19 protein-coding genes are annotated in these 22,063 nt (G+C 74.2%); 5 read left to right on the forward strand and 14 right to left on the reverse strand.

What is annotated here, in order from left to right:
• Positions 1–27 precede the first annotated feature (27 nt).
• Both TNCT1_RS10250 and TNCT1_RS10255 read left to right on the forward strand, forming a co-directional pair.
• On the forward strand, positions 28–2,070 hold the full coding sequence (locus TNCT1_RS10250; protein ID WP_143630550.1) for a SpoIIE family protein phosphatase: 2,043 nt from the start codon (positions 28–30) through the stop codon (positions 2,068–2,070).
• Positions 2,067–2,606, forward strand: a complete 540-nt coding sequence (locus tag TNCT1_RS10255) for a LysR substrate-binding domain-containing protein (RefSeq protein WP_268894163.1) — start codon at positions 2,067–2,069, stop codon at positions 2,604–2,606. Before TNCT1_RS10250 ends, TNCT1_RS10255 begins: the two co-directional genes overlap by 4 nt.
• Positions 2,607–2,642: 36 nt before the next feature.
• On the opposite strand, the gene TNCT1_RS10260 is transcribed toward TNCT1_RS10255, so the two are convergent.
• Together TNCT1_RS10260 and TNCT1_RS35520 are read right to left on the reverse strand one after the other, a co-directional pair.
• A complete protein-coding gene (locus tag TNCT1_RS10260; RefSeq protein ID WP_143630551.1) occupies positions 2,643–3,251 on the reverse strand; it encodes a TetR/AcrR family transcriptional regulator in 609 nt (202 codons plus the stop codon).
• Positions 3,252–3,501: 250 nt separating this feature from the next.
• Positions 3,502–3,639, reverse strand: coding sequence for a hypothetical protein (locus TNCT1_RS35520; RefSeq protein ID WP_160160387.1), 138 nt, complete (start codon positions 3,637–3,639; stop codon positions 3,502–3,504).
• Between TNCT1_RS35520 and TNCT1_RS35810 the strand changes: the two genes are divergently transcribed.
• The gene (locus TNCT1_RS35810) at positions 3,626–4,678 is read left to right on the forward strand and encodes a CocE/NonD family hydrolase C-terminal non-catalytic domain-containing protein (RefSeq protein ID WP_235902538.1); all 1,053 of its coding nucleotides are present in this window, start codon (positions 3,626–3,628) and stop codon (positions 4,676–4,678) included. The two genes, TNCT1_RS35520 and TNCT1_RS35810, sit on opposite strands and share 14 nt — an antisense overlap.
• 43 nt (positions 4,679–4,721) lie before the next feature.
• Here the strand turns inward: TNCT1_RS35810 and TNCT1_RS10270 are convergent, their stop codons facing one another.
• The 8 genes from TNCT1_RS10270 to TNCT1_RS10305 form a co-directional block, all read right to left on the reverse strand.
• Positions 4,722–6,974, reverse strand: coding sequence for an SWIM zinc finger family protein (locus TNCT1_RS10270; RefSeq protein ID WP_143630552.1), 2,253 nt, complete (start codon positions 6,972–6,974; stop codon positions 4,722–4,724).
• A complete protein-coding gene (locus tag TNCT1_RS10275; protein ID WP_174266227.1) occupies positions 6,971–9,850 on the reverse strand; it encodes a DEAD/DEAH box helicase in 2,880 nt (959 codons plus the stop codon). The genes TNCT1_RS10270 and TNCT1_RS10275 overlap by 4 nt, the downstream gene beginning before the upstream one ends.
• Positions 9,851–9,977: 127 nt before the next feature.
• On the reverse strand, positions 9,978–10,559 hold the full coding sequence (locus tag TNCT1_RS10280; RefSeq protein WP_143630553.1) for a sugar kinase: 582 nt from the start codon (positions 10,557–10,559) through the stop codon (positions 9,978–9,980).
• Positions 10,556–11,701: an ROK family glucokinase gene (locus TNCT1_RS10285; RefSeq protein WP_143630554.1), complete on the reverse strand. Its 1,146-nt coding sequence runs from the start codon at positions 11,699–11,701 to the stop codon at positions 10,556–10,558. Before TNCT1_RS10285 ends, TNCT1_RS10280 begins: the two co-directional genes overlap by 4 nt.
• Positions 11,702–11,779: 78 nt before the next feature.
• Positions 11,780–12,583, reverse strand: a complete 804-nt coding sequence (locus tag TNCT1_RS10290; protein WP_174266242.1) for an ATP-binding cassette domain-containing protein — start codon at positions 12,581–12,583, stop codon at positions 11,780–11,782.
• Positions 12,550–13,590, reverse strand: coding sequence for an ABC transporter permease (locus tag TNCT1_RS10295; protein ID WP_143630556.1), 1,041 nt, complete (start codon positions 13,588–13,590; stop codon positions 12,550–12,552). Before TNCT1_RS10295 ends, TNCT1_RS10290 begins: the two co-directional genes overlap by 34 nt.
• On the reverse strand, positions 13,587–14,591 hold the full coding sequence (locus TNCT1_RS10300) for a sugar ABC transporter substrate-binding protein (protein ID WP_143630557.1): 1,005 nt from the start codon (positions 14,589–14,591) through the stop codon (positions 13,587–13,589). Before TNCT1_RS10300 ends, TNCT1_RS10295 begins: the two co-directional genes overlap by 4 nt.
• A 165-nt stretch (positions 14,592–14,756) precedes the next feature.
• Positions 14,757–15,494 carry a GntR family transcriptional regulator gene (locus TNCT1_RS10305; RefSeq protein WP_143630839.1) on the reverse strand — a complete coding sequence of 246 codons (738 nt, stop codon included), beginning with the start codon at positions 15,492–15,494 and terminating at the stop codon, positions 14,757–14,759.
• A 130-nt stretch (positions 15,495–15,624) separates the two neighbouring features.
• Here TNCT1_RS10305 and TNCT1_RS10310 point away from each other — a divergent pair, with 130 nt between their 5' ends.
• Entirely contained in the window at positions 15,625–16,647 is a 1,023-nt protein-coding gene (locus tag TNCT1_RS10310) for a Gfo/Idh/MocA family oxidoreductase (protein WP_143630558.1), read from the forward strand.
• A gap of 46 nt (positions 16,648–16,693) precedes the next feature.
• Here the strand turns inward: TNCT1_RS10310 and TNCT1_RS10315 are convergent, their stop codons facing one another.
• Together TNCT1_RS10315 and TNCT1_RS10320 are read right to left on the reverse strand one after the other, a co-directional pair.
• Positions 16,694–17,884 carry a cytochrome P450 gene (locus TNCT1_RS10315; protein WP_174266228.1) on the reverse strand — a complete coding sequence of 397 codons (1,191 nt, stop codon included), beginning with the start codon at positions 17,882–17,884 and terminating at the stop codon, positions 16,694–16,696.
• A 172-nt stretch (positions 17,885–18,056) separates the two neighbouring features.
• Positions 18,057–18,857, reverse strand: a complete 801-nt coding sequence (locus tag TNCT1_RS10320; protein ID WP_143630559.1) for a thioesterase II family protein — start codon at positions 18,855–18,857, stop codon at positions 18,057–18,059.
• A gap of 448 nt (positions 18,858–19,305) precedes the next feature.
• Between TNCT1_RS10320 and TNCT1_RS10330 the strand changes: the two genes are divergently transcribed.
• Positions 19,306–19,539, forward strand: coding sequence for an MbtH family protein (locus TNCT1_RS10330; protein WP_143630561.1), 234 nt, complete (start codon positions 19,306–19,308; stop codon positions 19,537–19,539).
• Between the two features lie 211 nt (positions 19,540–19,750).
• Here TNCT1_RS10330 and TNCT1_RS10335 read toward each other — a convergent pair whose 3' ends face one another.
• A complete protein-coding gene (locus tag TNCT1_RS10335; RefSeq protein WP_143630562.1) occupies positions 19,751–20,563 on the reverse strand; it encodes an AIM24 family protein in 813 nt (270 codons plus the stop codon).
• A 331-nt stretch (positions 20,564–20,894) separates the two neighbouring features.
• Entirely contained in the window at positions 20,895–22,010 is a 1,116-nt protein-coding gene (gene alc / locus TNCT1_RS10340) for an allantoicase (RefSeq protein WP_143630563.1), read from the reverse strand.
• Between the last annotated feature and the right edge of the window lie 53 nt (positions 22,011–22,063).

Genomic DNA, 22,063 nt, shown 5'->3' on the forward strand with positions numbered 1-22,063 from the left:
GCGGCCGGCGGGACCACCTGGGAGCTGGTGCTGGACGGCGCCGGCACGGTACAGGCGTGCACACCGCGGGCACTGGAGCTGCTGGGCGGCGCGGACACGGCCCCGAGCGGGCTCGACCTGCCCTCGCTCGTGACGGAGCCCGCGGTGTGGGACCGCCTGGCCGGGGCCGCCGCGGCGGGCCGGGACGCCTGCGCCCGGGTGACGCTGCGCCGCCCCGGCGGCGGCCGGCTGGACGTCGACGCGCAGGTGTCCTCGCTCACCGGGGACGGCGGGGCGCGCTTCCTGGTCCGGCTGCTGCCCGCGGAGGAGTCGGCACGCGAGGACGCCTGGGGGATGCGCGTGGCGCTGTCCGACGACGGTCTCGCCGCCGCCGATCCGCGCGCGCAGCAGCGGCTGGACCTGCTGCACGGGGCGGCGGTGCGCATCGGCGGCTCCCTGGACGTGACGGGGAACGCCAGGGAGGTCGTGGAGCTGCTGGTGCCCGTCTTCGCCGACTACGGAGCCGTGGACCTCACCGAGGACATGCTCGCCGGACGGGAGCCCGGGCACTTCGAGCACGGGACACCGCTGCGCCGGGTCGCGGTGGCCGCCGCCTCGGGGATCTGGCCCGAGGACGCCTACGGTCTCGGCGAGCCGATCACGCTCGACCGGGTCCAGGCCGAACACGCGCGTCTCGGCGCGGCCGGAGTGATCGCGGATCTGGCGCCGGTGCGCGAGGCGGCGCGGAACGATCCCCGGCAGACCCGGCTCATGCTGCCGGACAGCGCGACCTCCCTGCTCGTCTTCCCGCTGCAGGCACGCGGGGCCGTGCTGGGCGCGGTCGCGCTGTGGCGGTGCGGGGACCGCGAGCCGTTCGGGCCCGCCGACGGCTCGCTGGTCGAGGAGATCGGCTCCCGGCTCGCGCTCGGCCTCGACAACGCCCGGCGCTACACCCGGGAGCGGCGGACCGTGGAGTCGCTGCAGCTCAGCCTGCTGCCGCCGCCGGTGACCCGGCTGGGCACGGCGGAGACGGCGGGGGCATACGCGCCCGCGAGCACCGCCGCCGGCACGGGCGGGAGCTGGTACGACGTGATCCGGTTGTCCGGCGCCCGGGTCGCCTTCGTGGTGGGCAGGGTGGCGGGACACGGTGTGACGGCCGCCGGGACGATGGGGCGGCTGCGCTCGGCGGTGCAGACCCTGGCCGACCTCGATCCGCCGCCGGAGGAACTGCTCGGCCACCTGGACGACCTGGTGACCCGCATCGGCGAGGACGAACACCGCGAGGACGCCTCGGCGCCCAGTGCGCTGCACGGCGCGACCTGCCTGTACGCCGTCCACGACCCGGTCTCGGGGCAGTGCCGGCTCGCCAGCGCGGGCCATCCGGCGCCGGTCCTGGTGCGGGGGGCCGGGGACGCCGGGGACGTGGTCAAACTGCAGCCGGGCCCGGCGCTGGGCGGGGGCACCGAGCCCTTCGAACCGCTGGAGCTGCTGCTGTCGCCGGGTGACGTGCTCGCCTTCCACAGCGGCCCGCTCACCGGACGCGGCCAGGACACCGAGCGGGAGCTGCGTGACCTGTGCGACGCCGCCCGCGGCGCGGCGGGCGGCACCCGGCCCCTGCTGGAGGTCGCCGAGCACCTCAGGGAGCGGCTGCGCCGGGAGCCGCGCCCGGAGGACATCGCCCTGCTGCTGGCCCGCGTCGGCCGGGTGGCTCCCGCCGACACGGCCTTCTGGGAGCTGCCCGCCGACCCCGCCCAGGTGGCGCACGCCCGTTCCCTGGCCGCCGGGCAGCTGGCGCACTGGGGCCTGGACGAACTGGCCTTCACCACCGAGATGATCGTCAGCGAGCTGGTCACCAACGCCGTCCGCTACGCGGGCGGCCCGGTCGGGCTGCGGCTGACCCGGCACGACCGCCTGATCTGCGAGGTCACCGACCCCAGCCAGTCCCAGCCGTACCTGCGCCGGGCCCGCCTGTCCGACGAGGGCGGCCGAGGGCTGTTCCTGGTCGCCCAGATGACCCACCGCTGGGGCAGCCGCTACCACCCCGGCGGCAAGACCATCTGGACCGAGCAACTCATGACGCCGCCCGGATGAGGCACGCACGCGCGCGGCGCCGCCCGCCTGCTGGGCCCTGGCCAAGGGCCCAGACGTCGCCGGCGTGCGCTTGGAGCGTCGGGGTCGGCGGTCGGCGCAAGCTACGGCGCGGTTCCTCGCCGTACCCGCGCGAGCGGCTGTACGACGACCGCTGCGTGGTGGTGGCCGCGCCGGACACGCCGCCGGAGGCCACCGCGCTCGAGCTGCTGACCACGCAGCCGCACGTCGTCGTCGACACCGACCGGCGGGTCTTCCCCTACTCGGTGCTGGAGGACAACGGCATCCCCTACCGTGTCGGCCGGCTCAGCTCGGACTTCCTGCTCGTGCCCTATCTGGTCGCGAGCGCGGGCGGGGTGGCACTGCTGCGCCACCGCGTCGCCACGGCCATGCGGGCGCTGGCCGACCTGCGGATCGAGGAGTTCCCGTTCCCGCTCCCCGCGCTGGGGATCGACATGGTCTGGAACCCACGGCTGACCGACCAGTACTTCGTCGAATGGCTCCGGGCGCTGCTGTTCGACGTCGCGACGAGTCTGTGACCCCGGCCGCGCGCCCCCGCCCAGGCCCGCGCGCGCTCAGCCCAGCAGCCGCACCCAGCTCGCGGCCAGCTCCTCGAGCATCTGCTCCCGGGTGAGCTTCCAGTCGGCCCGGTCCCAGTGCTGGGCGACGAAGTCGAGCTGGGCCATCGCCAGGACGCCCCGGAAGTGCCGCTGGTGCGGCTCCAGGCGGCCGGCGGCCGCCAGCCCGTCCTCGATGTCGCTGATGGCATCCTCCAGCCAGCGCTCGACCAGGTCGGTGAGGTCCGGGTCGACCACGGCGGCGTCGCGGCCGATGCGGATGATCGGCCGGATCTCGGGCCAGCTCTCGGCGGTGCTCCGCAGCCACGCCGTGATCGCCTCCGGCGTGCCCTCGGTGACGGTCGCCACCAGGTCCCGCGCCGTGGAGCCGTGCTCGGGTGAACGCACGCGCTGCAGCGCCTCGTTGAGCTGCTCGTCGATGAGCGCCTTCATCAGTTCGCTGCGGGAGGCGAAGTACGCGTAGAAGGTGACCCGCGTGGTGCCCGCCGCGGTCGCGATGTCGTCGACCGTGGTGGCGGCGTACCCCTTCGTCCTGAACAGTTCGAGTCCCGATTCCAGCAGCAGCCGGCGCGTCATCCGCTTCTGCGCCGCACGAAGGTTCGCCATGTCCGGATCCTAACGCGACGGCTGTACGCCGAGCACACAAACCGGCTCCACGCAATGCGCTTCGTTCAGTAGTTTTGCTTAGGGTCAGTTTCATTGACGACGTGTAAAGCGAATGGATACCGTGCCAGAGCCACCGGGTGCTGAGCACCCCACCCCGGACACGTGAGGCAGGCATGAGCGTCAAGAGCAACACCGTGAACACCGTCCTGGGCGCGGTGCCGGCCGAGGAGCTGGGAGTCGTCTCGGTCCACTAGGCGCTGCTGTCGGTCACTCCGGGCGCCGAGCACGCCTTCGACATCACCATCGACCGCGCCGAGGTCTTCGAGGTCCTCGCCGCGAAGCTGACCGACTTCCGGGCGCACGGCGGCGGCACGATCGTCGACAGCACCGGCATGTTCCACGGCCGGGACGTCCGGCTGTACGAAGCCCTGTCGCGCACGACCGGCGTGCACATCGTCGCCTCGACCGGCCAGGGCCCCGAGGAGATGCTCGGCGGCTACTTCCTCACCCCGCAGACGAATCCGCCCACGCCGTGGCCGGCCGGGAAGTTCGCCGACCTCTTCACCAAGGAGGTCACTGAGGGCATGGTGGTGCCCCGGGTGGAGCGGCGCGGCGCCGCAGGCCTGGTGGCGACCGCCGTGACCGGCACGGGCATGACCGCCACCGACGAGAGCCTGCTGCGCGGCGCGGCCCGCACGGCCCTGAACACCGGTGCCGCGCTCTCCTTCCGCCACGGCCGGGACGCCGTCGCCGAACTCGGCGTCGTGCTGGACGAGAAGCTGCCCGCCGGCCGCGTGGTCGTCGGCGGACTCGACCGCGCGGACGCCGTCACGGCCGGCGCGCCCCTGGAGATCGCCCGCCTCGGTGCCTATGCCGCGCTCGACCACGTGGGCACGCACGACGCGGCCCACGTCACCGACGCCGAGCGCGCGGCCCTGGTCGCCGAGCTGGTCCGGGCCGGCTTCGGCGACCGGGTCCTGCTGTCGGTCGGCGCGACCGGGGTGGCGAAGGGCCACCCCGGCAACGACCTGCCGTACAGCCACGTCCTGACCACCTTCGTCCCGCTCCTGACTGCACAGGGCAGGCGGCAGCTCATCACCACCGCCTACCTCAAGGCCTCGCACCGCGAGCTCGACGAGGAACGCACCACCGAGGGCGACCCGTACCACCCGCACACCCGCGCGGTGCCGGTCGAGCCGGGGCGGATCGAGGAGTACGTGCTGCGCGTCTACCCGTTCGCCGCGACCTTCCTGCCGGGCCACCGGCTGGTCGTCGAGCTCTCCAATGACGAGCCGCTCGCCGACGAGCACAACGCCCTGCTGCCGCCGGACGCGTTCCACCTGCCAGTGGGGCGGCCGGTCACGCACAAGATCTACCGTGACGCCGACCATCCGTCCCGGCTGGTGCTGCCGTTCACGACGGCCTGAGCGCGCTGACCGTGGGCCGCGTCCCGGACCGCCGGGGCGCGGCCTACGCGTCGTCCGGGGTGCCCAGACCGGTCAGCGCTCCCACCGGGTCCAGGTCGGGGGTGCCCCGGGGCCACCAGTCGTCCTGGCCCGGCTCCGACTCGTAGGCGTACCACAGGCCGTCGCGGCCCAGCCGGAGCTGGACGTGCCCACGCGGGTGGGTGAGGCGGTTGCGCCAGGGACGGAACGCCGGGAGGTCGGCGGCGAGCAGCAGCGGGCGGGCCCGGTCGAAGCGGCCGGCCGGCGGGTCCCAGGGGTCCTCCAGCACGGCCAGCCCCTCGGGGCCGCCCTGCCGCCAGGCGGCGACCGCGCGGGCCAGGTCGGCCGGGGTGCGGCCGGCCGCCGCGGCGAGCGTGGCGTACAGGGCGCGGGTGGCGGCGGTCAGGCCGGAGCCCGGGCGGGCGGCGGCGAGCCGCACCGCGTCCTGCCAGAAGGTGAGTCCGCCGACCGGGTCGTGCCCGGTGGTGAGCAGCGCGTGGGCGCGGGCGGCGGCGTCGGTGGCCAGCTGGTCCAGCGCGAACGGGTCGGGGCCGCCGGGCGCCGCCGGATACACCGGGGGCTGCTCGGGGTGCGGCGGCGCGGGCAGCGGCTGGGGCGGCGGCGGCAGCCGGCGCGGGGCGAGGGCGTCGGCGGCGCGGACACCCGGCAGGGAGCGCGGGGCGCCTTCCTGGGCGGCGCGGGCCGCGCGGGCGGCGCTGCGGCGGGACAGCGCGTCCAGCAGCTCGCGTTCGCCGCGGCCGCGCAGCAGGAGCAGCACGAAGGGGTCGGCGTCGAGCAGGCGTGCCGTCTGGTAGCAGAGGGCGGCCGCGTGCTTGCACGGGTGCCCGGAGTCGGGGCAGCTGCAGCGGGGCGCCAGGTCGCCGGGGCCGGGCAGCAGGGGCACACCGCAGTCGGCGAGGGACTCGGGCAGTTCCTTGTCGAGCAGGGCCGCGATGTGTCCCGGCCGGTCCGCGGCCGCGTCCAGGAACCGCTCCCAGTCGCCGTCCTCCAGCGTGCGCAGGCGCACCTGCACCCGGTACGGGCGCGGGCGGCTCCCGCGCACGTACGCCAGCACCAGGCCCGGGGTCACCGTGATCGCGTCCACGTTGCCCCCGTCCGCGTAACCCCGGCCGCGGGCGAGCCGCTTGACGTCCAGCGCGCCCCGCTCCAGCGCGTCGGTCCAGGCGTTGCCCCACCAGGTGCCGGCGAACGCGGCGTCCCCGGTCCGGACCCCGCGGGCCGGGAACGCCGGGAAGGTGCGGCGCAGTTCGGAGTCCCGGTGCGGCGTGGCCATGGTGGCGGGCACCTGCGGAGGCGCGGCGGCGGGAGGGGCCAGTCGAGCGGAGGCACCGCTTGAGCGCTCCGGCTGGTACGCGGCGTTCGGGGTGTCCGGGGTTTCGGCGGTGCCTGGAGCTTCGGAGGTGTCCGCAGCTACCGAGGTGTCCGGTGCCTCGGCGGTGCCTGGAGCTTCGGAGGTGTCCGCAGCTACCGAGGTGTCCGGTGCCTCGGCGGTGCCTGGAGCTTCGGAGGCGCCCGGAGCTTCGGAGGCGCCCGGGGTTTCGGGGCTGTCCACGGTCTCCGGGGTCTTCGGGGCTTCTGGGGTGTCCGTGGCCTCCGGAGCGTCCAGAGTCTTCGCGGTTTCCCGGGTGTCCGTGGCCTCCGGGGAGTCCGGGGTCTTCGAGGCTTCCCGGGTGTCCGGGGTCTCCGGGCTGTCCGGGATCTCAGGTGTGTCCGAGTCGTCCGTGTCGTCGGTCCACGAGGGCATGCGGAAGGCGCTGTTCAGGAACTGCCGCATGTCCTGGACGGCTCGGGCACGCGCCGCCCTGGGGCCCTCGCCGGGCTGCCCTTGACCGGCGGACGCCCGGGACGGCCCAGGGGCCCGGCGCGCCGACGCGCGATCCGCACGCCGGGCCCCGGCTTCCGCCTCCCGGGCGCGTGACGCCTCCCGCCGAGCCGCGCGCAGCGCCTCCCGCGCGACATCGCCGGGACGCCCTCCACCGGCCGGAGCCGCCGCAGGCGCGGGCCCACCGGCGGACGGCCGCCCCTGGGCGGACGAGTCCTCCTCCACCGGCCCGACCCCACCGGCGGACGACAGTCCCTCGGCGGACGGAACCCCACCGTCGGCGGGGCGGGGCTCACCGGTGGTCCCGGTGCCGGGCGCCTGCGCCGGGCCGTCCGGTTCGGTGGCCGACCCGGTCCGGGCGGACTCGGTGCGCCGGCGTGCCGCGCGCAGGGCCTCGCGGGCGGCGTCGCCGGGGCGAGGTTCCCCGGTCGTCATGACGTCCTCCGCAGGGAGACCAGGTCGGACAGTTCGCGGTCCGTCAGTTCCGTCAGGGCGGACTCGCCGGAGCCGAGGACGGCGTCGGCGAGGGCTCGCTTGGAGGCGAGCATCTCGGCGATGCGGTCCTCGACCGTGCCCTCGGTGACCAGGCGGTGCACCTGGACGGGCTGCGTCTGGCCGATGCGGTAGGCGCGGTCGGTGGCCTGCTCCTCGACGGCCGGGTTCCACCAGCGGTCGAAGTGGACGACGTGGCCCGCGCGGGTGAGGTTCAGACCCGTGCCGGCCGCCTTCAGGGACAGCACCAGCACCGGGGTCCGGCCGCTCTGGAAGCGGTCGACCATGCGCTCGCGCTCCGGCACCGGCGTGCCGCCGTGCAGCAGGTCCACGGGGACCGCGCGGGCGGACAGGTGGGCGGTGATGAGCCGGGCCATGCCGACGTACTGGGTGAAGACCAGGACCGAGCCGTCCTCGGCGAGCACGGTGTCCAGCAGCTCGTCCAGCAGGGCGAGTTTGCCGGAGCGCGCGGACAGCCGGTCGGCGCGGGCCTCCTCCTTCAGGTACAGCGCGGGGTGGTCGCAGATCTGCTTCAACGCACCCAGCAGCTTCAGCACCAGGCCGCGCCGCCCGATGCCCTCCGCGGTCTCGATGGCGAGCATCGACTCGCGCACCACCGCCTCGTACAGCGCGGCCTGTTCACGGGTGAGCGGGACCGGGTGGTCGGTCTCGGTCTTGGGCGGCAGTTCGGGGACGATGCCGGGGTCGGACTTCTTGCGGCGCAGCAGGAAGGGGCGGACCAGCCGGGACAGCCGCTCGACGGCCTCCCGGTCCTCGCCGTTCTCCACCGCGCGCGCGTGCCGGGCGCGGAAGGACTTCAGCGGGCCGAGCAGACCGGGGGTGGTCCAGTCGAGCAGGGCCCACAGCTCGGAGAGGTTGTTCTCCACCGGGGTTCCGGTGAGGGCCACGCGCGCGGGCGCCGGGATGGTGCGCAGCGCCTTCGCGGTCGCGGAGTACGGGTTCTTGACGTGCTGCGCCTCGTCGGCGACGACCATCCCCCAGGACTGCTCGGCGAGCAGCTCGGCGGTGGAGCGCATGGTGCCGTACGTGGTGAGGACGAAGCCGCCGGCCAGGCCGTCCAGGCTGCGGTCGGGGCCGTGGAAGCGGCGGACCGGGACGCCTGGCGCGAACCGGGTGATCTCGCGCTGCCAGTTGCCCAGCAGGGATGCCGGGCAGACCACCAGGGTGGGCTCGGTGCGGGCCCGTTTCAGGTGCAGGGCGATGAGGGTGACCGTCTTGCCGAGGCCCATGTCGTCGGCGAGGCAGCCGCCGAGCCCGAGGGAGGTCATGAGGTCGAGCCAGGCCAGGCCGCGGAGCTGGTAGTCGCGCAGGGTGGCGTCGAGTCCGGCGGGCGGTTCGGCAGGCAGGGGGCCCGCGGTGAGCCGGTCGCGCAGGGCGGCCAGCGCGCCGGCGGGCACGGCCTCGACGCTCTCGCCGTCGACCTCGGCGGTGCCGGTGAGCGCGACGGACAGCGCGTCGACCGGGTCGAGCAGGCCCAGTTCGCGTTTGCGGGCCTTGCGCACCAGGGCCGGGTCGACCAGCACCCAGCGGTCCCGCAGCCGTACGACCGGCCGGTGGGCCTCGGCGAGCGCGTTCATCTCGGCCTCGTCGAGCGGTTCCCCGCCGAGTGCGAGCTGCCAGCTGAACCGCAGCAGCTCAGCGCTGTCGAAGAACCCGGTGCCGTCGGTCGCCGAGCCGGGCGCCGGGCGCACCACGGCGGCCGCGCTGAGGTCGCGGGCGAGGTCCCGGGGCCAGTGCACGGCCACCCCGGCGGCGCCCAGCCGGGCGGCGGCCACGCCGAGCAGGTCGCCCAGCTCGTCCTCGGACAGGGCGAGGACGTCGGGCACGTCCTGCTCGGTGAGCCGGTGCAGCGGCGGCCACACCCGGGCCGCGCGCCGTACGGCGAGGGCGGCGTCCACATGGGCGCGCGGGCCGAAGGCGGAGTCCGCCTCGCCGGCCCACAGGGCGGCCGCGTCGGTGATCAGGGTGGGGTCGGCGAGGCTGTGCACCTGGACGACCGCGGCTCCGGCGGCCCGGGCGCCCCCGGCGGTCCCGGCGTCGAAGACGTCGTAGGCGGAGAGGTCGAGGCGCAGCGAGATGCGTACGCCCGCGTCCATGCCGGCGGCGACCTCGGCCGCCCAGTCGTGGGCGTCCGGCAGGCTCTGGGCCGCCCGGGCGGCGAAGGGCCGGCCCGCGGTGTGGGCGGCGGCGGGGGTGCGCGGCAGGGTGTCGGCCACGGCGTCCAGGAAGGAGCGGATCAGCGCCTCCGGCTCGGGCAGCCGCAGCGGGCCGGGGTCGGGCAGCGGCACGGCGTGGCCCTCGGGCGGCAGGGCGGCGGCCACCGCGCGCAGGTGGGCGATGTCGTCGGGTTCCAGCGGGCCGGCCCGCCAGGCGTCGTGGCCGCCCGGGGTGAGGCCGGGCAGCAGGCGGCCACGGGCGACCAGGCGCAGGGCGTGCAGCGCGGCGGCGCCCCAGCAGGCGGTGGCCGGGTGGGCCGCCGGGTCGTGCCGGGCCCGTACCAGCAGGGGCAGGGCCTCGGCGACCGGCAGGGTCAGCGCGGGCACCTGCCGGCGGCGGGCGCCCGGTCCGTGGCGCCGTACGACGGTCAGCTCCTCGACGGCCGGTGTGCCGGCCCCGTCGTGGGCGGCGGTGCCGTCACCGGCGGGCAGCGGGCCGCCCTCGGGGTCCCAGAAGGCGATCCGGCCCTCGCGCGGGAGGGGCGCGGGCAGGTAGACGGACGCGAGGCGCACCGGTACCGGGTTCCCGGTCCGGCCGGGCCCTCCCGCGGGTCCCGCGACCGCGGCCGTGCCACCGCTCATGTGTTCCGTCACCTCCCGCCCGGGTCCTGTGCCGACCGACGTCCGTCGACGTCCTCGACTCTACGGGCGGGGTCTGACAACCGGGCCGGGCGGCCGGACGGCTGGGCCGCCGCGGGCCGGGCCGGGGCTACGGGACGGTGCGGGAGACGACGTACACCGTCGGGAAGTTCGGGTCGGCCATGTTGACGACGACGTCCTGGGTGGGCGCCGGGTTCTTCTGCGGGTGGGCCAGTCCCCACCAGGGGCCGGGCCCGCTGAAGTCCCAGCCGGAGACCTTGCGGTCGCGGGCGCTGATCGGCTTGGCGTCCTTCTTCAGCTCGTCCCGGCGCACGCCCATGGCGCCCAGGAAGCTGTCCAGGCCCGCGCTGTTGGTGCGGAACTCTATGTACAGCCGGCTGGTCTTCCAGTTGTTGGTCTCGTAGTAGGCGACGGGGTCGGCGGGGTGCGGCACGGCCACCTGGTAGAGGCGGCGCTGCACCTTGGACGGGAAGCCCGGGGTGAGCCCGGTCGCCGAGTACTTGGCCTCCTTGTCCTTGCCGCTGTTGCGGCTCTGGTTCGCGGAGATCACCAGGTAGCCCGCCGGGACGCCGATGAGCAGCACGATGATCAGCAGGGTGAGCGCCCTGCGCTTCGCCCTGTGCCGGGGGTTCTCCGCGGCCCGGCGCGGCTCCTTCGGCGGCGCGGCCCGGTGCGGCAGCGATGTGGTCATGCGGTGTCCTGGTCGCGGCGGGTCTGCGCGTACCGCTCGTAGCGTTCGTAGCGCTCCACCCGGCGCCGCTTGGCCCGCCGGAAGCGCCGGGCGACCAGCCGGGCGAGGTCGGCGGCGCCCACCATGCCGGCCTCGGGGCCGAGCTGGGCGCGGGTGATACGGGCCTCGGGGCGGTAGCCGCGGCCGGTGAGGTGGCGTTTGAAGGCGTCCCGGGCGGGGCCGATGAGCAGGTCGTCGGCGGCGCTGACGCCGCCGCCGATCACGAAGCAGGACGGGTCGAGGGCCGCGGCCAGGTTGGCGATGCCGACGCCGAGCCACTGGCCGATGTCCTGGAGCAGCTCCACGCACATGGCGTCGCCCTCGCGGGCCAGCTCGGTGATCATCGGGCCGGTGATGTCGTCGACGGCGCCCTTGACGTGCTCGATGATCCCGTAGGCCACCGGGGAGTCGGCCGCGGCCAGCTCCTTGGCCTCCCGGACCAGCGCGTTGCCGGAGCTGTACTGCTCCCAGCAGCCGCGGTTGCCGCAGGGGCAGCGGTGGCCGCCGGGCACCACCTGCATATGGCCGAACTCACCGGCGACGCCGTACTTGCCGCGCTTGACCTGGCCGTCCTCCAGGATGGCGCCGCCGATGCCGGTGCCGAGGGTGATCATGACCAGGTGGTCCTCGCCGCGTCCGGCGCCGAAGCGCCACTCGGCCCAGGCGGCGGTGTTGGCGTCGTTGTCCACCAGGACCGGCACGGACAGGCGGCTGGCGAGGCGGTCCCGCAGCGGTTCGTTGCGCCAGGACAGGTGGGGCGCGAACAGGACGCGGTTGCGGTCGGCGTCGACCCAGCCGGCGGCGCCGATGCCGACGGCGTGCACGTCGTGCCGGTCGGACAGGTCCAGCACCAGCTCGGCGATGGTGTCCTCGACGACCTTGGGGCTCTTGGACTTGTCCGGGGTCTCCGTGCGGAGCTTCTCCAGGATGTTGCCGTCGGCGTCCACCACACCCGCCATGACCTTGGTGCCGCCGATGTCGATGCCGACCGTGGGCACGCGGGGCGCGGTCAGGTGCGAGCGGCGTTCCCTGGTCCCGACCGTGCGGAGCACGGGGGCCCGGCGGGAGCCGATGGGGGCGGTGAGGTCGCGGTAGGTGCTCATCGTTGCTCGATTCTGCCTCACCGACGGGGCAGGTGCGGTCCACGGCCGGGGGCGCGGACCGGCCGGGCCCCGCGCTCCTCAGGAACGCTGCAGTTCATGGCGGAGGGCGTCCAGGTCGGAGCCGCCGGCCATCTGTCGCGTCAGGTCGTCCAGGGTGATCTCGTCCTTTGTGTGATTGCCCACCATGGTGCCCCGGCGCAGCAGGACGAACCTGTCGCCCACCAGGTAGGCGTGGTGCGGGTTGTGGGTGATCAGCACGACGCCCAGGCCCTCGTCGCGTGCCGCCGCCACATACTTCAGCACCACGCCGGACTGCTTCACGCCCAGCGCCGCCGTCGGCTCGTCCAGGATCAGGACCTTCGCGCCGAAGTGGACGGCGCGGGCGATCGCCACGCACTGGCGCTCGCCGCCGGAGAGTGTGCCGATGGGCTGGTCGACGTCGCGCAGGTCGATGCCCATGCGCAGCAGGGCCTCGCGGGTGGTGCGGCGCATGAGGTCGATGTCCAGGCGCTTGAAGGGGCCCACGCCCGTGCGGGGCTCGGAGCCGAGGAAGAAGTTGCGCCAGACCGGCATCAGGGGAACGACGGCGAGATCCTGGTAGACCGTGGCGATGCCCCGGTCGAGGGCCTCGCGCGGGGAGGAGAGGGTGGTCTCCTCACCCTCGATGCGCAGGGTGCCGCCGTCGTGCCGGTGCAGACCCGCGACGATCTTGATCAGGGTGGACTTGCCGGCCCCGTTGTCGCCGAGGACGCAGGTGATCTCGCCGGGGTGGACCTCGAGGGAGACGCCCTCCAGGGCGCGGACCGTGCCGTAGTGCTTGCTGACGTCGGTCAGCTCGACGAGAGAAGTCACTTGTTGGCCTCCGCGCGCTTGCGGACCCAGGCGTTGAGCAGGGTCGCGAGGAGCAGCATCGCTCCGAGGAAGAACTTGAACCAGTCCGGGTTCCACTCGGCGAAGACGATGCCCTTGCTGGTCATGCCGAACAGCAGCGCGCCGACCGCCGAGCCGACGGCGCTGCCGTAGCCGCCGGTGATGAGGCAGCCGCCGATGACGGCCGCGATGATGTAGATCAGCTCGTTGCCGACGCCCTCGCCGGACTGGACGGCGTCGAAGGAGAACAGCAGGTGCTGGCCGGAGATCCAGGCGCCGAGCGCCACGCCCATGTAGAGGCCGATCTTCGTCCTGGCGACCGGGACGCCGACCGCGCGGGCCGCGTCCTGGTTGCCGCCGACCGCGAAGATCCAGTTGCCGGCGCGGGTGCGCAGCAGGATCCAGGAGACGAGGGCGACCAGGCCCAGCCACCACAGGATGGTGATCTTGAAGTCGACGCCGCCCACGGTGAGGGTGGAGGCGAAGACGGCGTGGGCGCTCGGGAAGCCCTCCATGTCGGCGATGCTCTTGGTGGAGACCGTGTCGTCGATCAGCTTGGTGAAGCCGAGGTTCATGCCGGTCAGCATCAGGAAGGTGCCGAGCGTGATGATGAAGCTGGGCAGCTTCGTGCGGGTGAGCATGAAGCCGTTGAAGGCGCCGATCGCCAGGGTGACCAGCAGGGACACGCCCACGCCCACCCAGGTGTTCGCCGTCATCTGGTAGCTGAACATCGACGAGACGAGCGCCGAGGACGTCACCAGGACGCCGGCCGACAGGTCGAACTCGCCGCCGATCATCAGCAGCGCCACGGGGACGGCCATGATGCCGATGGTCGAGGAGGCGTAGAGGACCGTGCTGAGGCTGGCGGCGCGCAGGAAGCCGTCGGCGGCGAAGGCGAAGAAGACGAAGACGGCGAGCGCGCCCACCACCGAGCCGAGCTCCGGGCGGGCGAGCAGCTTGCGCAGCGGCGAGCCGCGCAGGAGTCTCTCGTCCGGCGTCTGTTCCAGGGTCGCGTTCACCGGGTGCCCCGCTCGGTGTACTCGGCCAGCGCGGCGGCCTGGTCCTTGGTGACGATCTGCGGGCCGGTGAGCACGGGCCGGCCGCCGCCGAGGACGTCGCCGTTGTACTTGTACAGCCACAGCAGGTCCACGGCCTGGTAGCCCTGGAGGTAGGGCTGCTGGTCGACGGCGAAGCCGAGGGTGCCGTCCTTCAGCTCGGCGGCGACCTTGGCGTTGAGGTCGAAGGTGTCGATCTCCGCCTTGCTGCCCGCGCCCTTCTTCGCCTGCACGGCGGTGTCGGCGTAGGGGGCGCCGAGGGTGACGACCGCGTCGACGGAGGCGTCCGCCTGGAGCTTGGCCTCGATCGCGGACTGCACGTCGGGCATGTTGGTGCCGTTGACGTACAGCTTGCGCACGGTGCCGTGGAAGGTCTTGGCCACGCCGTCGCAGCGCTGCTCGTGTCCGACGTTGCCCTGCTCGTGCAGGACGCACAGGGCCTTCTTCTTCCCGCGCTTGTTCAGCTCGTCGCCGACGGCCTCACCGGCGACGGTCTCGTCCTGGCCGATGTGGGTGAGGGCGCCGAAGGCCTTGGACTCCTCGGAGCCGGAGTTCACGGTGATCACCGGGATGCCGGCCTTCTCGGCGCGGGCGACGGCGGCCTTGAGGGCGTCGGGCTTGGCGAGGGTGACGATGATGGCGTCGACCTTCTTGTCGACCGCCGCGTCCACGAGCTGGGCCTGCTGCTGGGCCTCGTCGTCGTGCGAGTACAGGAAGTTGATGTTGTCCTTGACCGCGGCCTGCTTGGCGCCGCTCTGCACGATGTCCCAGAAGGTGTCGCCGTCTCCCGAGTGGGTGATCATCGCGAAGGTCCAGCGGGGGGTGTTCACCGCCGCCCGCCCCTGGGCCGCGGCGGCCTTGCGGGCGTCCTCCGCCCGTTTGCCGCCGGTGCTGCTGCACCCGGCGAGGGACACGGAGAGTGCCCCTGCCAGCGCTATGCCTACCCAGGTCCGAAACCGTGCCACGAGGCCGTGCCCTTCTTGCCGTGTCCGTGCGTACGCGAGGGGCCGCGCTCGGCTCGGCGGCCCCTGAACACTCCAGTATCGAACACGACGGACACCCGTGACACCGCCGGGGAGGCGCTGCCCCTCACCTTGTCCGGACATTGCGACGTGCCGGGGGCCGGACGGTCAGGGGCGTACCAGGAGCTGGAACTCGAAGGAGTAGCGGCCGGGACGGTAGGTGTGGTCGCCGAACTCCACCGCGCGGCCGGTGTCGTCGAAGGTGGTGCGCCGCATGGTGAGCAGCGGGGCGCCCTCCGCCTCGCGGAGCCGCTCGGCCTCGCCGGCCGTGGCGCCCCGGGCGCCGATGGACTGGCGGGCGCTGTGCAGGGTGATCCCGGCGGTGCGCATCAGCCGGTACAGGCCGGTGGCCTCCAGCCGGCCGGTGTCCAGGTCGAGCAGGCCGGGCGGCAGGTGGTTGATCAGGTACGCCATCGGTTCGCCGTGCGCGAGGCGCAGCCGTTCGACGCGGTGGACGTCGCTGCCCTCGGCCACCGCGAGCGCGGCGGCGATCTCGGCGGAGGCGGGGACGACGGTGTTGACCAGGACCTTGGTCTCGGGACGCTGTCCGGCCGCCTCCAGGTCGTCGTAGAGGCTGCTCAGTTCCAGGGGGCGCTTGACCTTGCTGTGCACGACCTGGGTGCCCACGCCCCGGCGGCGGACCAGCAGGCCCTTGTCGACGAGGGACTGGATGGCCTGGCGGACGGTGGGCCGGGACAGGCCCAGCCGGGCGGCCAGCTCGATCTCGTTGCCCAGCAGGCTGCCGGGCGTGAGTCCGCCGTGCTCGATGGCGGCCTCCAGCTGCTGGGAGAGCTGGAAGTACAGCGGCACCGGGGAGCTGCGGTCCACGCGGAGATCGAGTGACACGGTCGGGTCCACGACTGGTTTGGGCACGGGCTCGAGCGTAGTCGCGTGCCTGGTTGACGGGAAGTCGTGTAGTCCGGTTGTCCGGACATTGCGATTGACAGGGTCCGGTCTCCGCCCCCACTTTGTTTCCATGCGCATCGGGGTCATCGGTACGGGCCGCATCGGCACCATTCATGCGAACACGCTCAGCCGCAGTCGCGAGGTCGGGTCGCTGATCCTGACCGACGCGGATCCGGCACGGGCGCAGGCGCTGGCGAACCGGCTGGGCGAGACGGCGGCGCCGGGGGTGGACGAGATCTTCAGATGGGGCGTGGACGCGGTGGTGATCACCACGGCGACCGCGGCGCACGCCGAGCTGATCGGCCGGGCGGCCCGGTCCGGCCTGCCGGTCTTCTGCGAGAAGCCCATCGCCCTTGACCTGCCGGGCACGCTGCACGCGCTCGCCGAGGTGGAGGCGGCGGGCACGGTGCTGCAGATGGGCTTCCAGCGGCGGTTCGACGCGGGTTACGCGGGCGCCAGGGAGGCGGTGCGCTCGGGCCGGCTCGGGCGGCTGCACACGGTGCGGGCCATGACGTGCGACCAGTCCCCTCCCCCGCCGGAGTGGCTGCCGCTGTCCGGCGGGCTGTACCGGGACACCCTGATCCACGACTTCGACGCGCTGCGCTGGGTGACGGGGCGCGAGGTGACGGACGTGTACGCGGCCGGCTCGGACACCGGGCAGCCCGTGTTCCGCCAGGCCGGCGACGTGAGCACCGGCGCGGCCCTGCTCACCCTGGACGACGGCACGCTCGCGACGGCGACGGCGACCCGGCTGAACGGCGCGGGGTACGACGTCCGCATGGAGCTGGCCGGGGAACGGGACACGGTCGTGGTGGGCCTGGACGACCGTACGCCCATCGCGTCCACCGAGCCGGCCGGGCCGCCGGCCGCGTCCAGGCCCTGGACCGGTTTCCTGGAGCGGTTCGGGCCCGCCTACGAGGCCGAACTGTGCGCCTTCGTCGAGGTGCTGCGCGGTGAGCGGCCCAACCCGTGCGACGGCCAGGAGGCCCTGCAGGCGCTGCGGATCGCCGAGGCCTGCGAGGTGTCCCGGCGGGAGCGCCGCCCGGTGCGGCTGGTGGAGATCCAGGACCGGGTCCAGCCGTCGTACGGCTGAACCCGGGCCGCGGACCGGCGCCGGCGTCCGGCCGGGTCCGGGCGGGTCACCAGCGGACGGGAAGGCTGCGCATTCCGCGGATCAGCATGCCCGGGAGCCACTCGCCCGGGGAGCCGTCGAGGGCGAGGCCGGGGGCGCGCTCCAGGAGCGTGCCGACGGCGATGCGGCCCTCCAGGCGGGCCAGGGTCGCGCCGAGGCAGTAGTGGATGCCGTGGCCGAAGGCGAGGTGGCCCCGGGCGTCGCGGCGGATGTCGAAGCGGTCCGGCTCGGCGTAGCGGCCGCCGTCGCGGTCGGCGGCGGTGAGCCCGATCATCACCGACTGGCCCTGCTCGATCGCGGTGCCGGCGATCTCCAGGGGTTCGGCGGCGTACCGGAACGTGGCGGTCTCCACCGGGCCCTCGTAGCGCAGCATCTCCTCGACGGCGCCGTCCAGCAGGCTCATGTCGGCCCGCAGGGCGGCGAGTTGGTCCGGGTGCGTGAGGAGGGCGTGGACCCCGTTGCCGATGAGGTTGACGGTGGTCTCGTGGCCGGCGACGAGCAGCAGGTAGGCCATGCCGCTCAGTTCCCGCGAGGAGAGCCGGTCGCCGTCCTCGGCGGTGGTCCGGATCAGGTCGCTGAGCAGGTCGTCGGTGGGGCCTGCGCACCGCTTGTCCTCGATCAGGTCCGCGAGGTACCTGGCGAGGCGGACGATGGCGTCGTACTCCGTGCCGGCGTCGGTCGGCGCGACGACCTCGGTGGAGATGCGGCGGAACTCCGCGCGGTCCATGTCCGGGACGCCGAGGAGTTCGCAGATGACGGTGAGGGGCAGCGGGTAGGCGAGCGCCTCGATGAGGTCGGCGCGGCCGCGCGGCAGCATCTCGTCCAGCAGGTCGTCGGTGATCCGCTGGATCCGCGGGCGCAACTCCTCCACCCGGCGCATGGTGAACGCGCGCGTGACCAGGGAGCGCAGCCGGGTGTGCTGGGGCGGGTCGGCGACCAGCAGGTACTTGCCGATCTTCTCCTCGTCCAGCATGGGCGAGCCGATTTTCGCGGTGTCCTTGGCCAGCCGGGGGTCGGCGAGCGCGGCGCGCGCCTCCTCGTACCCGACGACCAGCCAGACCAGTCGGCCGCTGTCCGCGCCGGCGAACCGGACGCGGTGCACGGGTCCCTGCTCGCGCAGCCTGGCGTACACCGGGTGCGGGTCCCTGCGGAACGCGTCCCCGAACTCCCTGAGTTCGATCACCGGTTGCCTGCCCATCGCTCCCCTTCCGGACTCCCCCGAGGCCCAGCGGGCACACGCCCACAGCGGTACCGGCAGTCTAGGGGTGCGGGGCGCCACGACGGCGTCCGGCCGACCCGCACGGGCGGCTCGGCCGGACGCCGTCGTGGCGCCCCAGTGCGGTGCCGCCGGGCGGGGCGGCACCGGTCCCTCAGGGGTGCGGCGAGGCGTCCCGTCCGGTGGGGTCCTCGGGGCGGTACCGGCCGGCCAGGTGGTCCCGCAGGGTGCCGCCGATCACCTCGGCGACCCGCGCGCCCTGGCTCTCCAGGTAGAAGTGGCCGCCCTGGAACAGGTGGGAGGTGCCGCCGGCGGTGGTGTGCCCGTGCCAGGCCCGCACGTCCTCGGGCCCGGTCCGGGGGTCGTCGGTGGCGATCATGACCACGATCGGGGCGCCGATGCGGGCGTCCGGCTCCCGGCGGTAGGTCTCGATGGCGCGGTAGTCGTTGCGCAGCGGGGGCAGCACCAGTTCCAGCAGGTCCGGGTCCATGAGCACGCGGGCGTCCGTGCCGCCCATGGCGCGCAGTTGGGCGATGAGGCCGGCGTCGCCGAGCCGGTGCACGCCGTCGTCGTGGACGCGGCTCGGCGCCCGGCCGCCGGACGCGAACAGCAGGGCGGGCGCCGGGTGGCCGTCGCGTTCGAGGCGGCGGGCCACCTCGAACGCGACGGCCGAGCCCATGCTGTGCCCGAAGAACGCGGCCGGTCCCGCCATGTGCGGGGCGATCTCGGCGTGGATGGCGTCGGCCAGGGCGTCGACGGTGGGTATCGGCGGCTCGCCGAAGCGGTCCTGACGCCCCGGGTACTGCACGGCCAGTACGTCGAACTCGGGTGCCAGGGCCTTGCACATCGGGTGGAAGTAGCTGGCGGAGCCGCCGGCGTGCGGGAAGCAGAACAGCGTGGCCCGCGGGGCGTGCGCCGGCTGGTAGCGGCGGAACCACAGGTCCTGCGCGGACATCGTCACGTACTCACCTCTCGGGAGAAGACTGGTGAGGAGCGTGGTCGTCGGCGACGGCGCGGGCGGCCGACCGCGCTGTCCGCCCGGGGTCCGCGCCGCGCGGCGGCGGGTCGCCGGGCGCGGCGTCCGGCCGGGCCGCCGGCACCACGGCGTCCTCGTGCCGTACCTCGGCGTCAGGATAGGACAGCGGGGCGGCGCCGGCCCGGGATTCGTCCGAGCCGGGCACCCGGCCGCGATCGGCGCCCCGGGGAGGCCGACGCCGGCGCCGTCCGGTGCGACACCGTCCGGTGCAGCGCGGTGACTGGGCCGCGCGGTGGGGCCGGGCCCGCGTCGGCCCGGACCGGCTCGAACGCGTTGGACCGATTTTCGGACGGAGTTCGAATCGGCCGGATAGGCTCTGCCGAACCCCTTCACTCGGATAATTCGCCCGGTCCTGCGGAGAGGCATCATGAGCGTGAACCCATTCGACGACGAGTCCGGCCGGTTCTTCGTGCTCGTCAACGACGAGGAACAGTATTCGCTGTGGCCGGCCTTCGCCGAGATACCCGCGGGCTGGCGGGCCGTCTTCGGCGAGGAGGGCCGGGCCGAGTGCCTGGACTTCGTGGAGAAGAACTGGACGGACATGCGCCCCAGGAGCCTGCGCGTGGCCATGGAGGCCGACAGCGGCGGCGCCGTCGCCTGACCCTCCGGTCGGTTCCGGTCACCCGGGGGCCCTGTCCGCCGCACCCGGCCGGGCCGGGCCTCCGGTGGTTCCGGCCCTCGGCCGGACCCGGGGGCGGCCGACGGCTTCCGTGCCCGGCCACCCCGCTCACGCGGAGCGGGGCGCGGCCGCCCGGGCGGTTCCGCCGGGCACGGGCGCACACGGACCCACCATGCGCCCGGGATGCGCCGGTTCAGCCCGCGTGAGTGGAGAACAGTCCGCCGGTCGGGCCCTGCTTGTCGCCGCCCTGGGCCTTCTTGAGGGCGTTGGCGAGGCTCTCGATGGTCAGGGACTGCAGGATGACCCGGCCGTTGCCCTCCAGGGTGGCCAGGGACAGGCCCTCGCCGCCGAACACGGCGTTCATGATGCCCTGCCGGTTCAGCCCGCCGACGCGCTGGACGCCGTACTGGATGCCCTCCTCGAAGGCGACGACGCAGCCGGTGTCGACCTCGATGCGGCCGCCGAAGTCGGCCGGGTTCAGGTCGATGAAGTTGCCCGCGCCCGCGATGATCACCGTGCCCTGCCCGGTGAACTTCTCCAGGACGAAGCCCTCACCGCCGCTCATGCCGGTGCGGCCGCCCTGGAAGGCGATGCCGAACTCGACGCTGGACTCGGCGGCCACGAAGGCGTCCTTCTCGGCGAACCACGCGCGCGTGCCGTCCAGCTCCAGGGCGCGCATCTCACCGGGCAGCACGCCCGCGAAGCCGACCGTGCCCTGGCCGCCCTGGGCGGTGAAGTACTGGAACGCCAGCGACTCGCCGGCCAGCACCCGCTGGCCGACCTGCATGGCGGTGCCCATGGCCTGGCGCAGCATGCCGCCCATGCCGCCGGAGCCGTTCTGCTGCCGGCCGCCGTTGCCCGACGGGCCGGACAGCCGGGTCTCCATGGTCACGTTCGTCGTCTTGAACAGGAACTTCCCCGCCTCGCAGTACACGGTCTGGCCGGGGTGCAGGTTGACGACCGCCATCTGCATGGCGTTGCCGACGATCTCTTGCTGAAGGGTCACGCGGGAAGAACGCGGGAGGTGGAGCGAAGAGTTCCGGGATGTGACGAGGCCGATGTCCGTTCGCCGCCGGTGAACGGGGCCCGCGGCAGCCGGCACGCGGGCGTGCCGACGGCGAAGGGGCCCCCTCCCGAAGGCGAGGTGCCCTGGTGACCTGCGGCGGCCCCGCCCGTCCGGCGCGCCGTCGCGCCGTCATCGCCCGGCCGGTGCGCACCGCGCGCGCGTGCCCCCGGTTCCTGCCGCGCCCGGTTCCCGCCGCGCCCGGTTCCCGCCGCGCCCGGTTCCTGCCGCCGCCGCGCGCGTGCCCGCCGGGTGCGCGCGCGGCGGCGCCGGCTCAGCCGCCCAGTTCCTGGTGGTGGGCGGCGAGGGCGGTCGCGCCCTCCTCGGTGAGGGAGCCGAAGACGCGCAGGCGGGAGATGCCGCCGTCGGGGTAGATGTCCACGCGCGCGTGGGTGCCGACGGCCGGCTCCGGCAGCACGAAGCGGTGGTTGGTGTCGGGCTGGAGGCGGGTGCGGGGCAGGATCTCCCGCCAGTCGCCGTCCTCGCCGTCCCTGACGGACACCGATGCCCAGCCGGCGCTGTTGCCCTTCAGGTAAGCGGTGTCGATCTCGACGGCGCGGATCTGCGCCTGGGCGGCCAGCCGGTAGCGGATCCAGTCGTTGCCGCGGTCGCGGCGGCGGCGTGTCTCCCAGCCGTCGTCCATCTTGCGGGAGCGGCCGGGCTGGATGGTGTTGGTGGCCGGTGAGTAGAAGAGGTCGGAGGCGTCCTCGACCCGGCCGCCGTTCTCCAGCGCGACCACGTCGAAGGTGCCGAGCGCCCCGAGCCACTCCGGGTCGGGGACGACCTCGCCGTACACGCGCAGGCGCGCGATGCCGCCGTCGGGGTGCTGGTTGACCCGCAGGTGCGTGAAGCGCTGTTCGGCGGAGACGGCGAAGCCGTTGGCCGCGTGGCCGCCGACCGGGGTGCGCGGGACGAGCGTCGTCCACTTCACGTCGTCGCCCAGCAGTTCCTCGGGGGACGGGGAGCCGGGTACCGAGGTGCCCTCCACCGAGACGGCCTGCGGGTAGTTGCCGCGGAAGTGCGCGGTGTCGACCACGATGCCCCGGATCACGCCGGGCGCGCCCAGCCGGACCAGTGCCCAGTCGTGGTCCTCGTCGGTCGGCCAGGGGTGCCCGGCGGAGGCCCCGCGCCGGCGCCGGGTCTCCCAGCCGTCCATGATCTTGCCCTTGTGCCCGAAGTGCTCCGGGTCGAACTCGGCCCGCTCGGGGACCAGCAGGTTCTCCCGCTGGGCGAAGAACTCGTCGTTGGCGGCGATGACACCGGCGCCGAGCCGCCGGTCGGCGAGGTTGGCGTACTGGGTGAAGGGCAGGTCCGTGGTGCGGTAGTCCGCGTAGGGGTCGCCTCCTCCGTAGGGGTTCGCGTCGCCGGTGAAGCTCGCAATCGCCGTCACTGTGATCAGGGTTTCCTTTCGGTGGTCGGTCCCCGCGGTCGCGGGGGCGTGAA

The sequence above is a fragment of the Streptomyces sp. 1-11 genome (assembly GCF_007176755.1).
Taxonomy (GTDB): Bacteria; Actinomycetota; Actinomycetes; order Streptomycetales; family Streptomycetaceae; genus Streptomyces.

Bases quoted from the DNA above. Each gene is read 5' to 3' on its own strand.
- TNCT1_RS10255 (WP_268894163.1), top strand. From the start codon at position 2,067: ATGAGGCACGCACGCGCGCGGCGCCGCCCGCCTGCTGGGCCCTGGCCA.
- TNCT1_RS10260 (WP_143630551.1), bottom strand. From the start codon at position 3,251: ATGGCGAACCTTCGTGCGGCGCAGAAGCGGATGACGCGCCGGCTGCTG.
- TNCT1_RS10270 (WP_143630552.1), bottom strand. From the start codon at position 6,974: ATGACGACCGGGGAACCTCGCCCCGGCGACGCCGCCCGCGAGGCCCTG.
- TNCT1_RS10275 (WP_174266227.1), bottom strand. From the start codon at position 9,850: ATGAGCGGTGGCACGGCCGCGGTCGCGGGACCCGCGGGAGGGCCCGGC.
- TNCT1_RS10280 (WP_143630553.1), bottom strand. From the start codon at position 10,559: ATGACCACATCGCTGCCGCACCGGGCCGCGCCGCCGAAGGAGCCGCGC.
- TNCT1_RS10285 (WP_143630554.1), bottom strand. From the start codon at position 11,701: ATGAGCACCTACCGCGACCTCACCGCCCCCATCGGCTCCCGCCGGGCC.
- TNCT1_RS10310 (WP_143630558.1), top strand. From the start codon at position 15,625: ATGCGCATCGGGGTCATCGGTACGGGCCGCATCGGCACCATTCATGCG.
- TNCT1_RS10315 (WP_174266228.1), bottom strand. From the start codon at position 17,884: ATGGGCAGGCAACCGGTGATCGAACTCAGGGAGTTCGGGGACGCGTTC.
- TNCT1_RS10320 (WP_143630559.1), bottom strand. From the start codon at position 18,857: ATGTCCGCGCAGGACCTGTGGTTCCGCCGCTACCAGCCGGCGCACGCC.
- TNCT1_RS10330 (WP_143630561.1), top strand. From the start codon at position 19,306: ATGAGCGTGAACCCATTCGACGACGAGTCCGGCCGGTTCTTCGTGCTC.